Source organism: uncultured Thioclava sp. (genome assembly GCF_913064665.1).
GTDB classification, from domain to species: domain Bacteria; phylum Pseudomonadota; class Alphaproteobacteria; order Rhodobacterales; family Rhodobacteraceae; genus Thioclava; species Thioclava arctica.
In genome coordinates this window covers 138,514-153,776 of the sequence record NZ_CAJYBT010000002.1, presented here as the reverse complement: position 1 = coordinate 153,776, position 15,263 = coordinate 138,514, and the positions used below count along the sequence as shown (strand labels likewise).

12 protein-coding genes and 1 pseudogene are annotated in these 15,263 nt (G+C 54.3%); 5 read left to right on the top strand and 8 right to left on the bottom strand.

The genetic code is table 11. The features are described 5' to 3' along the window. Positions 1-81 precede the first annotated feature (81 nt). The 6 genes from QZ571_RS01550 to QZ571_RS01530 all read right to left on the bottom strand — a co-directional run bounded on the left by QZ571_RS01550 (position 82) and on the right by QZ571_RS01530 (position 7,228). Positions 82-2,004: a hypothetical protein gene (locus tag QZ571_RS01550; RefSeq protein ID WP_295530650.1), complete on the bottom strand. Its 1,923-nt coding sequence runs from the start codon at positions 2,002-2,004 to the stop codon at positions 82-84. Further along, positions 2,004-2,519 carry an ABC-three component system middle component 5 gene (locus tag QZ571_RS01545; RefSeq protein ID WP_366929931.1) on the bottom strand — a complete coding sequence of 172 codons (516 nt, stop codon included), beginning with the start codon at positions 2,517-2,519 and terminating at the stop codon, positions 2,004-2,006. The genes QZ571_RS01550 and QZ571_RS01545 overlap by 1 nt, the downstream gene beginning before the upstream one ends. Then, positions 2,512-3,714, bottom strand: coding sequence for an ABC-three component system protein (locus QZ571_RS01540; RefSeq protein WP_295530644.1), 1,203 nt, complete (start codon positions 3,712-3,714; stop codon positions 2,512-2,514). The genes QZ571_RS01545 and QZ571_RS01540 overlap by 8 nt, the downstream gene beginning before the upstream one ends. Before the next feature lie 1,167 nt (positions 3,715-4,881). Next, positions 4,882-5,067: a helix-turn-helix domain-containing protein gene (locus QZ571_RS18485; protein WP_366929934.1), complete on the bottom strand. Its 186-nt coding sequence runs from the start codon at positions 5,065-5,067 to the stop codon at positions 4,882-4,884. Positions 5,068-5,286: 219 nt separating this feature from the next. Beyond that, complete coding sequence (locus QZ571_RS01535) at positions 5,287-6,054, bottom strand: hypothetical protein (protein WP_295530641.1); 768 nt, start codon at positions 6,052-6,054, stop codon at positions 5,287-5,289. Further along, positions 6,044-7,228 (bottom strand): site-specific integrase, encoded by a 1,185-nt coding sequence (locus tag QZ571_RS01530; protein ID WP_295530638.1) that lies wholly within the window; start codon positions 7,226-7,228, stop codon positions 6,044-6,046. The genes QZ571_RS01535 and QZ571_RS01530 overlap by 11 nt, the downstream gene beginning before the upstream one ends. Positions 7,229-7,495: 267 nt before the next feature. Between QZ571_RS01530 and QZ571_RS01525 the strand changes: the two are divergent. Beyond that, positions 7,496-7,873, top strand: a pseudogene (locus QZ571_RS01525) (IS3 family transposase); the annotation flags it as partial. 115 nt (positions 7,874-7,988) lie between these two features. Here the strand turns inward: QZ571_RS01525 and QZ571_RS01520 are convergent. Then, entirely contained in the window at positions 7,989-8,753 is a 765-nt protein-coding gene (locus QZ571_RS01520; RefSeq protein ID WP_295530634.1) for a 3-keto-5-aminohexanoate cleavage protein, read from the bottom strand. Continuing rightward, positions 8,750-10,072: an aspartate aminotransferase family protein gene (locus QZ571_RS01515; RefSeq protein WP_295530631.1), complete on the bottom strand. Its 1,323-nt coding sequence runs from the start codon at positions 10,070-10,072 to the stop codon at positions 8,750-8,752. The genes QZ571_RS01520 and QZ571_RS01515 overlap by 4 nt, the downstream gene beginning before the upstream one ends. 141 nt (positions 10,073-10,213) lie before the next feature. On the opposite strand from QZ571_RS01515, the gene QZ571_RS01510 reads away from it, so the two are divergent. The 4 genes from QZ571_RS01510 (at position 10,214) to QZ571_RS01495 (ending at position 15,263) form a co-directional block, all read left to right on the top strand. Beyond that, positions 10,214-11,077 (top strand): MurR/RpiR family transcriptional regulator, encoded by an 864-nt coding sequence (locus QZ571_RS01510; RefSeq protein WP_295530628.1) that lies wholly within the window; start codon positions 10,214-10,216, stop codon positions 11,075-11,077. Positions 11,078-11,130: 53 nt separating this feature from the next. Further along, entirely contained in the window at positions 11,131-12,108 is a 978-nt protein-coding gene (locus QZ571_RS01505) for a TAXI family TRAP transporter solute-binding subunit (RefSeq protein ID WP_295530626.1), read from the top strand. 111 nt (positions 12,109-12,219) lie between these two features. Beyond that, positions 12,220-14,835: a TRAP transporter permease gene (locus QZ571_RS01500; RefSeq protein ID WP_295530622.1), complete on the top strand. Its 2,616-nt coding sequence runs from the start codon at positions 12,220-12,222 to the stop codon at positions 14,833-14,835. Continuing rightward, entirely contained in the window at positions 14,832-15,263 is a 432-nt protein-coding gene (locus QZ571_RS01495) for a universal stress protein (protein WP_295530619.1), read from the top strand. Before QZ571_RS01500 ends, QZ571_RS01495 begins: the two co-directional genes overlap by 4 nt.

Here is a 15,263-nt window from a genome sequence, read left to right as displayed (position 1 = left end):
TTGGAAGGTGCTATGTCAAAGGTGGCCGGCTAGCAATTCTCGAGTCGAGCGGGATTCTAAATGGATACTGCAGACTTCACATCATGTCGCCAGCGCACCACCCTGAATTTTCAACGTTCGGTTTTGCTTTGAGTAAGATGGACCAACTATATAGTCCTCGCGTGCTAAGGCAGGATTCAATGTTGAAGTAGTCATTATAATTTGATGCGGCTCACTTGCTTGATCCATTAGATCCGCAATGACCTTCTGAAAGTTTCTAACTCGATCTCCAACCATTCCTTTGTCTTCTACATTGTCCAGTAGCAAGAAGCGGGGGTACATCATCTTCGAGTCTTTCAGTGATGCAAGTAACATCCCCAAAAATAAGCTATTTTTAACTACTACCATGCCGCTAGCGCTTGCGGTGATATTAGGGTCGCCGTTGATAGCGAACCAATCGTCTTCAAAGCTAAAATCAAACTTATCTAAAGCCTCGAAGTCGTTGTGCTCCTTGAGGTCTTTCTCCAAAACTCGTTTAGTTTGGGACGCGATCGCGGATTTCACATCACGCCTTCTGCTTTCACGCGACAATTCGAGGCTTTCAATGGAATTTCGAAGTTTTTTCACTTCCAATGAGACCAATTCTTTGGCGTCCCTGATTTCGTCGATTTGTTTTCGGAGATCAGTGAACTTATTTAGTTCGTCTAGTCTTGCGTCAATTTTTCCCAACTCACGGCTCTTTTCTGAGACCAGCGCAGTGCGACCGTCAACCGATGAATTTCTTAGTTCATCAAGCTGCTTCATTGATCGAGTCATTCGTGACTTGATACTAGCCGCTGACTTTTTTGCTATTTCGAGTTTTTCTACACGCTTGACTTGAAGGCGTTTGCTCTCAACTATCTGACCTTCGATATCCATTCGAAGCTCAAATAATTTCGTATCCTTTTCCTCTTGAGGTAGTGTTTCCTTGCAAAGGTGACAGTGCTCGTCATCCGTATCAGTCAGGGGCTGCAAACATGCCGGGCACAACTCAAAGGCGACGTCGCCGATAGCGGAATATGTTACTGCAGTGCGATCAAAATCTTTGAGTAGTTGTTCGAGATGTGTCAGGAAATGATCACTATCCTTGATTTCAAATTCTAGCGATGTGATATTGTGCTCGATGGAAACCAGCGTGTCACGATCACTGCTGATAGCTTGGTAGAGTTTTCGACGGTCATCCTCAGCGGCTTTTGCTACCTTAGAGCTGTCGATATCATCATTGTGTAGCGCAACAATCTCATCCTGTAGTTTGCTTCCTTGAAGTGATAGATTCCTCAATTCTGCTTCGAATGCGCCGTCACTGAAATTTTCGCCCAAATTGGAAGTAGCCTTCAAAAGATTAGTTAACTTCGCTCCAAGTTCGCCTTCAAGTTTTATATTCTCCCTAAGCGAAATACGTTTTGAGTATAGGTCATTATCACCAATACCGCAGAGCAATTCTGATACTGCCTCCCTTGTATCTCTTGGATCAAATCGTTCGCTACGGAAAATTCGTTGAAATGGTGTTGTTTGGTCAACATACATCAGCCTAAGTATCTGATGCATTGTTATGTTTGATCCCTCATCGCCGGGTATCTCGGGAAGGCCCAGAGCCTTAAATAACACCTGGCTGAAAGTGCGAGAATGCTCGTTACGAGCGTATGGAAATCGTTGCCATCCATCTGCAGCGCTCTTCAATCCATCTTCTAGCTTGCCAAAGTAGATCGACATTGGACGGTTTTTTTCTTTCGAAATATCACGTTTGAGCGTGAGTATCGTTCCATTAGCAGAAATCTCTGCAAAAACGGTATCGCAGTATTGAGCGTACTGCTTCCAGTCAGTCAGGTCACCACCCATCGCGTAGAAAATAAAATCCAGAATCGTTGACTTTCCGGAGCCGTTTGTGCCGTGAATGATGTTTAGGCCCGAGTGGAACTTCTCATCATAAGCACGCTGACCGCTTTTCATAACTACAAGCTGATTCAGTTTCAGAATTGATGACATTATCTGAAACGCCCCCCCATTTCCAAATTTATCCTACGAAATAGCCCAGTTGGACCATCAAGTGGTATCTCTCCTAAATCGCCCACAATGAAGGCCAATCGATCAGAGTTTTCGCTTACATATTCCTCTATCGCTCGATTGAGTTCGCTAGGAATTCCCTTGTCAGATAGTTGGAGCTTATTAACCTTAAATGAGGAAGACGAAAGAATATTTCGAGCGACCAGCTGATGGAATGCTGCTTTCTGGAATACTTGAAGCTCGCGGTAAATAGTACGAATATCTGGAAGATTGAGGAAGCTATCCTTGGCTTTTGGAAGGTTAAGTCGCGTCAAAGACTCCCTCAATTTCCCAAAACCCGTATATTGAACATCGTGGAGATATTCTGGAAATAGTAAAAATGTATCGAGTATCGAAGCACGAGACACAGATAGGTCTTTTTTAGAAGCGACCAACATGGCCAAAATTCTGAAGGAACAATGGTGTGGGTCTCTCATTGGATGCCATATTCTAATCATCTTTTTTCGCCCAATCGATGTGACAATTCCCGGTGAGATAATAGATCGCACTATGTATGTCTGCGATGTTGAAGAGGTCGTTAGTCCCAGCTTTCTGGCTAAGCGGGAAAAGGATTTTGTTGTAAATAGTGTCGTTTACGATATTTTCATCCGCGCCTGATCGAATTAGCGGAGAAATATATAGCCTGAAAAGTGTGAGAACCTCACTTAGGAATTGTCGATACTTTTTCCTCGCGCTTGCAGAAACCGCGTTACGTCGCACAAGTTTGAATATACGTTCTTTTTCAGCCTCGGCGTCGCTGATCTCATGCTCGCTTTTTCCGCCTACTTCTAGCTTTTCTGCTAGACTTAGACGATCTCCTTTAACAGAATTGATATAATACTCCAGATCGTCGAGAGTTAATTGATCAGTAGCATCGATGCCGTCAGCGTCGAAAACTTCTTCTATAAAGTTCTTGATTGCTAGATATCCAAGATCATCCTTTGTCTTGAACTTGCAAATATCGCTGTGGTTTGCATCAATTGGAACAGGGTCACAATTCGGGACACCCGGATTGGCAGAACCCGCGTCGACCACAATTGCGCCTTTTGTTGGTATCGTTTCATACAAAGCGCATGAACATATTCCCGATAAAGGCACCTTATTTCTATACCAATCATGAAGTTCAATTAGTATTGCTCCACCCTTGCCGAGCTCGCTAGCCTGTTTCGAAGCGAATCCCGGTATCATGGAAAGTATGGAAGCCAGAGATGAGCCGGAATGTGGGCTGGCAATGAAGACGACTCCTTTGCAGTTTCCAAAGATGGCCTTTTTGCTTGGCGTGGTTGTGCTCTCGCAAGCACGCAGCATGGCCTTTGTTATCACGCCACCCAAGCTGTGGCAGACAAAGATCACAGGACGTTTCCCAATTTTCTTCGCTCTCAGAAGCTCAGCAAGACTAGCTGCGATGGTTAAGAGAGACAGGTCAGGCTTGTTCAAGAGGGTGCTAAACTTAGAAGTCGGGTAGTCCACACCCCAAATTGATACTCCTGGAAATGCTTCTGACAACCAGACCGGCCAGGCAGTTTCGTCTGAATTTGAAAAGCTTTGCCAACAGCTTTCGAAAGCGTCGCTTAGGCCGTGCAAAAACACGATGTCTGCGGCAGGTAGTCCGTTCGGAGGGGAATAGATTTCATTAAGCTGAAAATTTGACACGCTACGCCCGTAATGGTTGAAAGTATTGTAGTTTTACAATGCGGAATTGCTACATGTTGTGCAAGTGGCGAGTTGCTATGTGGCTCGGAAGGGCGCTGGTGGGTTTTAAGTCTACCGGCGCCCTTCAATGCATGCCTGATCTCAAGTGGCGCAAGGGCCCACTGAACCACCCTGTGCAATGAGAGGACCATGGTCAGGGGCGTGATGTGGGGCCCGTTTTTTTCTTTCGTTGTCGATATTGGTCGGGGGTGCACTCTCCGCCGCTGTAGGGCATGCTGGAGCGGCGCGATCTCTATTGGCGGGGTTGGTTGTGCGCCCTCGCTTATGAAGCGCTGACTTTCGAGCTCCGCGCGCGCCTCTTAGCACGATAAAAACCTATGAGCTGGTCACCTCACCGTCTACTTCGTATCGCTTCAAGTCGATTGCGGACTAGTTCCCGAAGGGGCGCTAAGCCGTTGTGGCACAGCTGGCGTGCATAGGGTAAGACTTCAGGCGATTTGACAACTTTTGCGCCTCTCCGGCGAAGGTTCTTTTCGCTTTCCATGTACTTGGCAAAGCCATCGAGCTCATATACCCACTTCATATGACAACTGCGCGGAAACTTTCTGTTTCTACCGTCCATAAAACGATTGATCGCCGCCCATGCCGGCCCATGAACTTTGACGTTCAATAATATAACATGGAGGTGACGGCCGATCGGTACCTTGTCGCCAACTTCGGGTATAAAAACTCCAACCCATCGAATTCTTATGCCGGTCTTTGCAAGAACGCGGTCGCGCATGTTCTGCAAGACCTTTGTGCGCGGCTCCGCGTCCCTTAGGTTGATAGTTGCAGATACAAGATCAGCCTCACCCTGCTCGGCTTGAACTACTGAAGCTACCGCACCGGCGACTATTAGTCTGAACTCCTCGTACTTGGAGAGATCACTTAACCTAATGGCCGTAGGGGCGTGCTCGAATGCACTTAGAAATTCAGAGACAACACTTAGCTGTAGGAGTTGAAGAGCTTCTCTCTCTCGCTTGGAGTTCTTGTCTCTCGTTTCAACAAGACACTGTTCCGTTCGGTTGAAACTAACAGGGAATACCTGCAAGTTTTGGCCACATTGAGACGTATCAGCTACGCTCTGAAGTGTTTCTTGCTTATGGTCGCAAGTCTGGTGATCCACTCTCATCGTGCGCCCTCCGAGGTGCTGCGTCGGCTACAGGCGTTGAGCCAGTCTTCAAGAAGCTGCCTCGGGTAGCGCACTGCTGAGCCCGTCAACTTGCAGAAGCGAGGTCCGCAGCCGGAGACGCGCCAATTGCGCAAGGTGCCCTGGGCAATGCCAAGTAGTGCGCAGACATCTTGTTCTTTCATCATGTGAGGTAGTGTGTGGGGGAGGCGAATGCTCTCCGTGGCGCCGTGCGAAGGGCATGCGCGAGCGCTATTCACTGCGCGGCGAACGTTGGACTTTGTAGGCATTGTATTTCAGCTCCATAGTAATGTGAGTGCTGAAAAGATCGCAAAACCCGGCGTGCCTTATGCAGAGGAACAAATAGGCCCTCAGTCGTGCATATTTCCCACTGCTGTTTTAGACTAACGCGTTCGGCTGTTGCGAGTGTCGACATAGCGACGAATGGCGTTGTCGATCGTGCTTGGCGGCGATGGCTCGACTCGCACGCCCTTATGGTCGACGATGTCGAAGACGCGATGCACAAAGCGAACAAATGGGCCGTGGACCTCGTGTCCCGTCGCGCCGGGCTTCTTTTCGGGCCGGCTCGAATAGCCAGCTTTCCGGCCTGTCTCGCGCTCGTATACACAGGCTAGGTCTATCAGAGCGTCAAATAGATCATCCCGAGCTGGCCGCCCTCGTGCCGGGGCGATCTCGTTCGAAATCTGGCCGGCCCTTTCAGCGACGAGGCGCAAAGCTAGTTGAAACGCCTCAATATCAAAGTCGTCGAAGCTCACATCGTTAAATTCTGCAACATCATCCGGCGTCAGAAAGTCTAGCGATCGGTCCTCAAGCGTCTCCATCAACTCGTGCGCCTTGTTGAGGTGCTGATGGATCGTAGCGAAGGTCTTCTTCGCTGCGCCGGATGTGAAGGAATCCAGCCCGCTGTTCCGTGTTCTGATGTTCTTATGATATAAGAACGTATGGAGAATTTGCTCGACCTGAAGCACGAGCTCATTGAGCCGCCCTTCGTCCTCACAGGCTAGCTCCTCGAACAGGTAGCACTTTCGCTCTGCTGTCATGTCGATCAGGCGGACTTGGATGGCGGGCCTGAGAATGCCTGTACGCTCCTCGTCTTCAGCTCCCCGCGTTTCCGCCGCGCTGATGGAGAGCATTTCGTATTCAATTTTCATTGTGGTTTTTCGCTGTGTAACCGCTTGCGCTGGCGAAGAGATTGGTCGCCTTGCGCAGGGCATCGTCTTGGAGGTGAGCGTATCGGGCGGTCGTCTGCGCCTGAGTATGACCGAGGAGCCGGCCGATTGTCTCAAGTGATTGGCCGCTACTGACGAGGTGCGAGGCAAACGTATGGCGCAAGTCGTGAAGACGTACGTCATTAATGCCGGCATCACGCCGAACTTGTCCCCAGAACGTCTTGATCGTTGTCATGGGCTTACCAAGAGAATTACCCGGAAAGACGTAAATGGCCTCAACCGGCGCACCGCTGCGGAGTTCACGAAGGAGGCCGAGAGCAGCTTCCGACAGCGGGATTATTTCGGTTCGCTTTTGCTTGGTCGTATGTGCTGGTTTTATCCAGCGCCCCAGTTCAAGGTCGACATTCGACCATTTCATGCCAAGCACCTCGCCGCTGCGTGCACCAGTCAGCAGGAGCAGTCGTACGATGTAGCAGGCGCGCTGATTGGGATGGTCCTCGAGCAGGGTCAGTAGCCGGGTAAGCTCTTCTGTCGACAAGTAGCGCTCGCGCTTTGTCTCAGGGTTCTTCTGCCATCCTTCGGTCGGATTTTGCTCACTCCATCCCCATTTCCGGGCGAGATTGAACATCTTGCTGAGCAAGGACACGAGCCGGTTGGCGGTGGTCTTCCGCTCCCCGAGCGAAGCGGCTAGGCGCTCGACGTCCGCGAGGCTGACCTCAAGAACCTTCTTTCGCCCCCAAGCCGGCTTGATGAAGCGATTGATGTAATCTATATCGCCTTCGAGCGAACGCGCTCTCTTATTCCTTTGGGCGTGTCGGCTAAGATAGTCGTCGCACAGGTCACTGATGGATGGTGCGTCGCGGGCTGAGCGTGCGTCGGCGGCAGGGTCGCCACCTTTCTTAGCGTCGAAATACCACTCGCGTGCGATCTGTCTCGCATTTTCCGCTGTAATGGCACCGTGCTTGCCGATCGTCTTGCGTTTTACTCTTCCAGAAGCATTGCGGTACTGGAAGATGTAGCTCTTTGTTCCAGCCTTAGTGATGCGCAAGCCAAAGCCGCTGACATCAGTATCCCAAATGAAAGCCTGATCAACCTCGATCGGCGCTGAGGCTTGATCGACAGCACGCTTCGTCAGCTTGATCCGATGATTGATCATGTAAGCACCTTGTAAGCATCAGGGAGTGATAGTTAGTGACAGCAGCGATCGCTACTCGTGGCTATCTGGCACAAAATTAAATTGTCTTTCAATGTATTAGTTGCTTCCCGTGACGTCGCGTGACATCGGAAATTTACTAGGCAATCTGATTTGTAATCAGGGGGTCGGGAGTTCGAGTCTCTCCGCCGGCACCATAAATTCAATCACTTGATGAGTGAACGGCCCCGCAATGACGCGAGGTTTTGTTTTTGGGGGAACCCCACGCACCGGGTCATGATCCACTCGGATCAAGGTTCGCGGCTGGTTTTCTGCGCCAGCATAACCATCGAACTCAGCATGAGCCAGCGGGGGAATTGTCATGACAACGTCGTGGCCGAGAGCTTCTTTCAGTCTTTGAAGCGGGAACGGATCCGCCGCCGGACATACCCACATGCGAGGCCGCTAGGCAGGATGTGTTCCCCTCTCGCGCATGCGAAGCATACGCTGCCGGGCAGCGGATTACATCGAGATGTTCTACAACCCAAAAACGCAAACACACTAACAAGGGCATGCTGTCGCCCCCTCTCGGTGATTGCCTGCTGTCACCTGCCGGCAATGATTGACCTCGAAACCAGACAGCAGAAACTGAACGAGGCAGGTGTCTAGGAAACTAGGGGCACCCTACCGGATTTTACTCCGCCCGCAGCAGGACTATCCCGCCGCTAGCGTTGTCCAATTTTGCACCGCCGTTCTCATCACCTGGCGCGTCCTTGAATTCGACCTAGGTGCCGATTTCGAGGGCTGCAATTTGTGCAACACGTGCGGCATTGTCCGGGGCGATGCGACCATCGGCCATTTGAAGCGCGTTCTCAAACCCGACCCTTGCTTTGCCGCCCATACGCAGCGCGGCCTCTAGGCAAGCCGTTTCCCCTTGCCCAAACGCACAAAGCGCCCAATCCGGTGCGATCGCGATGTGCGCCATCCAGTCGATGAAGGGCGTCAGCATATCGGGCGTTGAAACCTGCCCCTCAACATAGCGCCCGAGTACGAAAATCAGCTGCAAATTTGGGCTGTGCAATAAGCGCGCGGGGAGCACCTGAGCCAGCGATTCTGCATCTTCGCGCGCATATAGAATGTGCTGAACGGCGATGCCTTGCGCGTCGGCCTGCGTGTAAAACCGGGTTGCGAGCGCGCTATCATCGCGCAGCATTTCCCGCGTTGAGACCGACACCATATCCGCGCCGGAGTTCAGCGCGATATAGCGTTGATGTCCGGGAAGATAGAGCCCCGCAGCCTCGGTTGTGATCTGGATCGCCATGTCGCCAAGACGCGGGCGCAGATGGGCCAGCGCCTCGCGGTAAGCGCCGCTATCCAGAAGATGCCCACCCGCATCATCGCGCAGATGCAAATGCAATGCGCCCGCACCTTCCGCGCGGCAGGCGAGCGCCGTGTCGGTGATCTCATCAAGCGTGATCGGCAGCGCCGGATGATCGGCGCGGGTTTTGCGGGCCCCGTTGGGGGCAACCATGATGCGCGGCAAGCTCATCCCAGCACGCTCCGGATGGCCGTGTCCAATTTATCGATCAACTCGCCAATCTGGTCGTCGCTAAGAATGAAGGGCGGCGCGAGCAGAATGTGATCGCCGCGTTGCCCGTCGATTGTGCCCCCCATCGGGTAGCAGATCAGCCCGGCCTCAAACGCCCCGCCCTTGATCTGCTTGTGCACGGCACGGGCGGGATCGAACGGCGCTTTGGTTGCGCGATCCGCAACGATTTCGAGGCCGCGAAACATGCCGCGCCCGCGAATGTCACCGATATTGGGATGCTCGCCGAACGCCGCGCGCAGGGCCGCATCCAGCTTTTCGCCTTGAGCCGCCGAGCGCGCGACCATCCCGCCCTCGGTCAGCTTGGTAAGCACCGCATCGGCGGCGGCGCAGGCTGTCGGATGGCCGATATAGGTGTGGCCGTGCTGGAAAAACCCCGAACCCTGCACAAAAGCGTCATAGATTTCACTGGTGCACAGCGTCGCGCCAATCGGCTGATACCCTGCGCCCAACCCCTTGGCGATGGTGACTATATCGGGCGCGATCTCGTCTTGCTCACAGGCAAACAAGGTGCCGGTGCGCCCCATCCCGCACATCACTTCATCAAGGATCAGCAAGATACCATATTGATCGCAAATCTCTCGGATGCGCTTGAAATAGCCCGGCACCGGGGGCACCGCACCCATCGTTGCCCCCACCACCGGCTCGGCGATGAATGCGATCACATTTTCTGCGCCGAGGCGCTGGATTTCCGTTTCAAGTTCATTGGCTACGCGCAGGCCATAATCCTCGGCGCTCTCGCCGTCTTCGCGCCAGCGATATTCATGCACGGGGGCAATGTGGCTTACGTCGATCAAAAGCGGATTGAACTTCGCGCGACGCCATTCGTTGCCCCCCGCCGCCAGAGCGCCCAGCGTGTTGCCATGATAGCTTTGGCGGCGTGCGATGAAATGCTTTCGGCTCGGCTCGCCCTTCTCGACAAAATATTGCCGCGCCATCTTGAGTGCGGTTTCCACGGCCTCCGATCCGCCCGACAGAAAATAGACCCGATCCAGGGTGCCGGGCGCGTGAGCGATCAGGCGATCTGCCAGCCGTTCCGCAGGGTGGGAGGTAAAAAATCCGGTATGCGCGAAGGCGAGTTGATCGAGCTGATCCTTGATCGCGCCGATCACATCCTCGTCAGAGTGACCAAGGCACGAAACGGCGGCGCCGCCTGAACCGTCGAGATAGCGCTTGCCTTGGGCATCGATGATGTAGGCCCCTTCACCCCTTGTGGCTATGGGCAAAGTCGCTTTGGTGTGGCGCGGAAATACATGGGTCATGTCGGTCCCCCCTTTGGGACAAGAAAGCGTGAAACTCGCTTATACGGAAATGAAACATATGGATCATGAGTTGACAATAGATGAAACAACTGAAACGCTCACCGCAACGAGATTAATGGTGATGGAACCTGGGGAGGGGCATTGTCGGGCAGCTTCGAACAGCGATTGGCCGCGCAATACGGCAGTCTGAGCACACGTTTGCGTCAGGCTGGCGATTATATTGCCGACAACCCGATAAGCATCGCGACGCGGTCGCTGCGGGCGCTCGCGAGCGATTCAAAACTGGCCCCTGCAACATTCACGCGCCTTGCCCATGCGTTACAGTATGAAAACTTTGAGGCGCTGCGCGAAGTCATGCGCGACCAGATCGGGCGTCGGGTGCTTCCCTTTGCGGATCGCGCAGATCGGTTGCAAAAAGATTCGCTGAACCCGCAGGAAAGCTTTCTGACGCTTTATGGCACTGCGTGTCAGGACAATATTGCAGCCCTCTCAGCCGCTATCGAACCGGAACAGCTTGAGCGCGTGGCGGACCGGCTGGCGGGGGCGCGCCGTGTCGTTTTGTTGGGCGCGCTCGGATCAACCGGGATCGCCGAATACACCGCCTATATCGCGAATTTTCTGGGTGACAACTGGGAGATCGGCGCACGGGCAGGGGCCTCTCTGGGCGCCACCTTGACCGGGTTGGACGAGCGCGATGCGGTTCTGGTCATCACCAAACCGCCCTTCGCGCGCTCCTCGATCCGGGGTGCCATTTTGGCCCATGAACAAGGTGCCTATGTCACATTGATCACCGATAGCCGGGCCTGCCCGGCGCTGCATGCGGCCGATGACAGTTTTATCGTGCCCACCGACAGTCCGCATTTCTACACATCCTATGTCGCCACCATGTTTCTGCTAGAGGCTATTCTGGCAATGGTGGCACGCCGCGCGGGACCCCGCGCAACCGAACGTGTCGCCGAGGTGGAGCGGCGCAACAGACTTCTGGAAGAAGTCTATGTGCGCTGAGCCGCCCGGTGTGATCGTAACCCAAGACTGAAAACGACCAACGGGAGTCAAATATGAAGAAGTTCCTCAAACTCGGCCTTGTTGCCGCGGTCGCAGGGGCGCTGTTCGCCCCCGCCGCGCAGGCACAGAACAAGGACCAGTTCATCACCATCGGCACCGGTGGCGTGACCGGGGTCTACTACCCCACGGGCGGCGCAATCTGTCGTCTGATGAACAAAAATCGCAAGGAATACCACGTTCGCTGCTCGGTCGAATCCACGGGCGGCTCGGTTTACAACCTCAACACGATCCGTGACGGTGAACTGGATTTCGGCATCGCTCAGTCGGACTGGCAGTATCACGCCTACAAGGGTGACTCGAAATTCGCCGAAAAAGGCCCGTTCGACAAGTTGCGTGCCGTGTTCTCGATCCACCCCGAGCCCTTCACCGTGGTCGCGCGCGCCGATAGCGGCATCAAGAACTTTGCTGATCTCAAAGGCAAACGCGTCAATATCGGCAATCCGGGGTCTGGCCAGCGCGGCACGATGGAAGTGCTGATGGATGCGATGGGTTGGAAAAAATCCGACTTCGCGCTTGCGACCGAGTTGAAAGCCTCTGAGCAGTCCAAAGCCCTTTGCGACAACCAGATCGACGCGATGGTTTACACCGTGGGTCACCCCTCGGGTTCGATCCAAGAGGCGACGACCTCGTGCGATGCGGTGTTGGTGAATGTCACCGGTCCGGCTGTGGATAAGCTGGTCGCCGATAACCCCTACTATGCTAAGGCGACGATCCCGGGCGGCATGTATCGCGGCAACCCTGATGACACCCAGACCTTTGGTGTGCGCGCGACGCTCGTGACTTCGGCAGACGTGTCTGACGATGTCGTTTATGCGCTGACCGCTTCGGTGTTCAATAATTTCGACGAGTTCAAGAAACTCCACCCGGCCTTCGCCCATCTCAAGCCCGAAGAGATGATCTCGGCCGGTCTGTCCGCCCCGATCCATCCGGGTGCGCTGAAGTATTACAAAGAACGCGGCTGGATTAAATAAGCTGCGCATAACTTGGGCGGGTGCGTTTGACGCGCCCGCCCTTTTTAGACTTTTACGAGACAAACAAGCCGCGAATATGCGGGTGGCCAGCTAAGGCTGCAGGGGGAACCGATGGCGGAAAATCGCGCCTTGAATGAACAAGAGTTACAGGAATTGGTGCAAAGCTCCGATAGCGGAGCACGCAACCCGCGCGGCTGGGTTGGCATCATGGTTGCCGTGGTCGCGCTGAGCTGGTCGATCTTTCAGATCCTGCTGGCGTCACCAATCGGTCCCTACGTGTTGCCGGGAAATATGATCAACAACGCCCGCCAGATTCATCTGGCCTATGCCATTTTCCTGTCGGCGATGGCCTATCCGTTGTTCAAATCAGCCCCCAAGAATTACGTGCCTTGGTATGATTGGGTGCTCGCCATCGGCGGTGCTCTGGTGGCGATGTATGGCTATTTCTTCTACCAGAAGATCGTCAACAACGGCGGTTTGGCCGATACGCAAGACACCTATGCTGCCCTCGCCGGTATCTTCCTGCTATTCATCGCAGCGTACCGCACCCTCGGTCCGGTGATGGTGGCGCTTGCGGTCGTCTTTCTCGCCTATGTCTTCTTCGGCTCTTCCGAGATATTCCCCGAACAGATCCGCTGGGCCGGTGCAAGTTTGCGCAAGGCGATGAGCCATATGTGGATCACGTCTGAGGGCGTGTTCGGGATTGCGCTTGGTGTCTCTACGAAGTTCGTCTTTCTCTTTGTGCTGTTTGGCGCGCTGCTGGAAAAGGCGGGCGCAGGCAATTATTTCATCCAGATGGCGTTTGGCGCGCTGGGGCATTTGCGCGGCGGTCCGGCTAAGGCTGCTGTTGTTGGCTCGGCTGCGACGGGTCTTATCTCGGGCAGCTCGATTGCCAATGTGGTCACGACCGGCACGTTTACCATTCCGCTGATGAAGCGCGTGGGCTTTAGCGCCGAAAAGGCTGGCTCGGTTGAGGTCGCCTCGTCGGTGAACGGGCAGATCATGCCGCCGGTCATGGGGGCTGCGGCCTTCTTGATGGTGGAATATGTGGGGATTTCGTATCTTGAGGTGATCAAGCACGCTTTCATCCCTGCGGTCATCTCGTATATCGCGCTGTTTTACATCGTCCATCTTGAAGCGGTGAAAAACAAGATGCCGACCATCGGGGATCGCGTGGTCTCGGTCTGGCGCACGGCCTTTGGCATGTTCATGTTTTTCGCAGGCTTTGCGGCGCTGTGCTACGTCACACAATATCCGGTGCGCCTCATTTCCTCGCTGGTCCCGGAAGGGGCGGCTTGGGTGCTCGCGCTGTTGGTACTTGCGGCCTATGTGGCGCTTGTTTGGGTGGCGGCCAAGGTGCCCGATCTGGAACCCGATGATCCCACATCCGAGATCGTCAAACTTCCCGAAGTGAGCAAAATCTACAAAGCGGGACTTTACTATCTGCTGCCCATTGTGGTGCTCGTCTATTTCCTGATGATCGAGCGTAAATCACCGGGGCTGTCAGCGTTCTGGGCTTCGTTCCTGCTGTTTGCCATCCTGCTGACGCAAAAGCCGCTCAAGGCGATGTTCCGAGGCCAAAGCGACACGATAGCGCTGCTGCGTGAGGGGCTTTCCGATCTGATCGGGGGCATGATCGACGGGTCGCGCAATATGATCGGGATCGGTCTGGCAACCGCAACGGCTGGCATCATCGTGGGCACGGTTTCACTGACCGGGATTGGTCAGGTCATGGCCGATTTCGTCGAGTTCCTCTCGGGCGGCAACCTGATCTTGATGCTGATCCTGGTGGCGATCTTGTCGCTCATTCTTGGGATGGGCCTGCCGACGACAGCCAACTACATCGTCGTCAGTTCGCTGATGGTCGGGGTGGTTGTGCATCTTGGCGCCCAATCGGGGCTCGTGGTGCCGCTCATCGCAGTCCACCTGTTCGTGTTCTATTTCGGGATCATGGCGGATGTCACGCCCCCCGTGGGACTAGCGAGCTTTGCCGCCGCAGCGATCTCGGGGGGCGATGCGATGAAAACCGGCTTCATCGCGTTTTTCTATAGCTTGCGCACCGTCGCGCTGCCCTTCGTGTTCATCTTTAACACTGACCTGCTTTTGATTGATGTGACGTGGTACAAGGCCATTGTGGTGTTCATCGTCGCGACGATTGGCATTCTCGTGTTCACGGCGGCAACGATGAATTTCTTCATCACCCGCTCGCGGATCTGGGAGACGGTGGCGCTGCTTCTGATCGCCTTTACCTTGTTCCGTCCCGGCTTCTTCATGGACAAGATCGAGGCACCTTATCACGAGGTGCCCCCCGCACAGATTTCTACGCAACTTGACAAGGCACCGGTGGGCAAGGAGTTGCGACTGGTCTTCTCGGGGCCAGATTACGACACCGGCAAACCCAAGGATCTGACGGTATTGGTCAAGGTGCCCGCAGGGGCAGACGGTCAGGCGCGGCTTGATGCGCTTGGGCTGTCCATTACCGATCAAGACGGCAAGGCCGTGGCGGATGAACCGATGTTTGGCTCGGAGTTGCAGAAGAAACTCAGCGGCTTTGACTTCTACGGGGATACGCCGGTCACGCTTTCGACGGTGAAACTCCCCAATGAACAAACGCCCAAGGAGCTGATGTTCATCCCCGCCTTCCTGTTGCTCGCCCTTATCGCCTTCTTGCAATATCGTCGCAAAGAAGATGATGACGCCACTCTTGCTCAAGGAGACCTGGCATGACCGATACGATTTTATGCGCGATCGACGTGAACCGCCCCGAACCAGAGCGCAAAGTTCTGAAATGGGCCGCACGTCTGGCTGAGGTGGAAGGGGCGCAGCTTGATGTGATCACCGTTATTCCCGATTACGGAATGTCAGTCGTGGGCGGCTTCTTTTCGGGCGATCACATGAAAAAGGCGCGCGCCCAAGCCCATGAGCTACTCGAATCCTATGTCGGCGAGGTTTTGGGCGAGGAAGTGAACGCCAAGGTTCGCCACATCGTTGGCGTCGGCACCGCGTATCACGAGATTCTCTCGGTCGCTTCAAAGGACGGCGCGGATATGATCGTTCTGGGGGCTCATCGCCCCGATCTCAGCGACTATCTGCTCGGCCCCAATGCCGCACGCGTCGTGCGCCATTCGAGCTGTTCGGTCCTCGTGGTGCGTTAG

Excerpts from the sequence above, each read along its gene's own strand:
- QZ571_RS18485 (WP_366929934.1), bottom strand. The coding sequence starts at position 5,067 with ATGAAAGAACAAGATGTCTGCGCACTACTTGGCATTGCCCAGGGCACC.
- QZ571_RS01515 (WP_295530631.1), bottom strand. The coding sequence starts at position 10,072 with ATGACCCATGTATTTCCGCGCCACACCAAAGCGACTTTGCCCATAGCC.
- QZ571_RS01530 (WP_295530638.1), bottom strand. The coding sequence starts at position 7,228 with ATGATCAATCATCGGATCAAGCTGACGAAGCGTGCTGTCGATCAAGCC.
- QZ571_RS01550 (WP_295530650.1), bottom strand. The coding sequence starts at position 2,004 with ATGTCATCAATTCTGAAACTGAATCAGCTTGTAGTTATGAAAAGCGGT.
- QZ571_RS01500 (WP_295530622.1), top strand. The coding sequence starts at position 12,220 with ATGGCGGAAAATCGCGCCTTGAATGAACAAGAGTTACAGGAATTGGTG.
- QZ571_RS01535 (WP_295530641.1), bottom strand. The coding sequence starts at position 6,054 with ATGAAAATTGAATACGAAATGCTCTCCATCAGCGCGGCGGAAACGCGG.
- QZ571_RS01520 (WP_295530634.1), bottom strand. The coding sequence starts at position 8,753 with ATGAGCTTGCCGCGCATCATGGTTGCCCCCAACGGGGCCCGCAAAACC.
- QZ571_RS01545 (WP_366929931.1), bottom strand. The coding sequence starts at position 2,519 with ATGATTAGAATATGGCATCCAATGAGAGACCCACACCATTGTTCCTTC.
- QZ571_RS01505 (WP_295530626.1), top strand. The coding sequence starts at position 11,131 with ATGAAGAAGTTCCTCAAACTCGGCCTTGTTGCCGCGGTCGCAGGGGCG.
- QZ571_RS01495 (WP_295530619.1), top strand. The coding sequence starts at position 14,832 with ATGACCGATACGATTTTATGCGCGATCGACGTGAACCGCCCCGAACCA.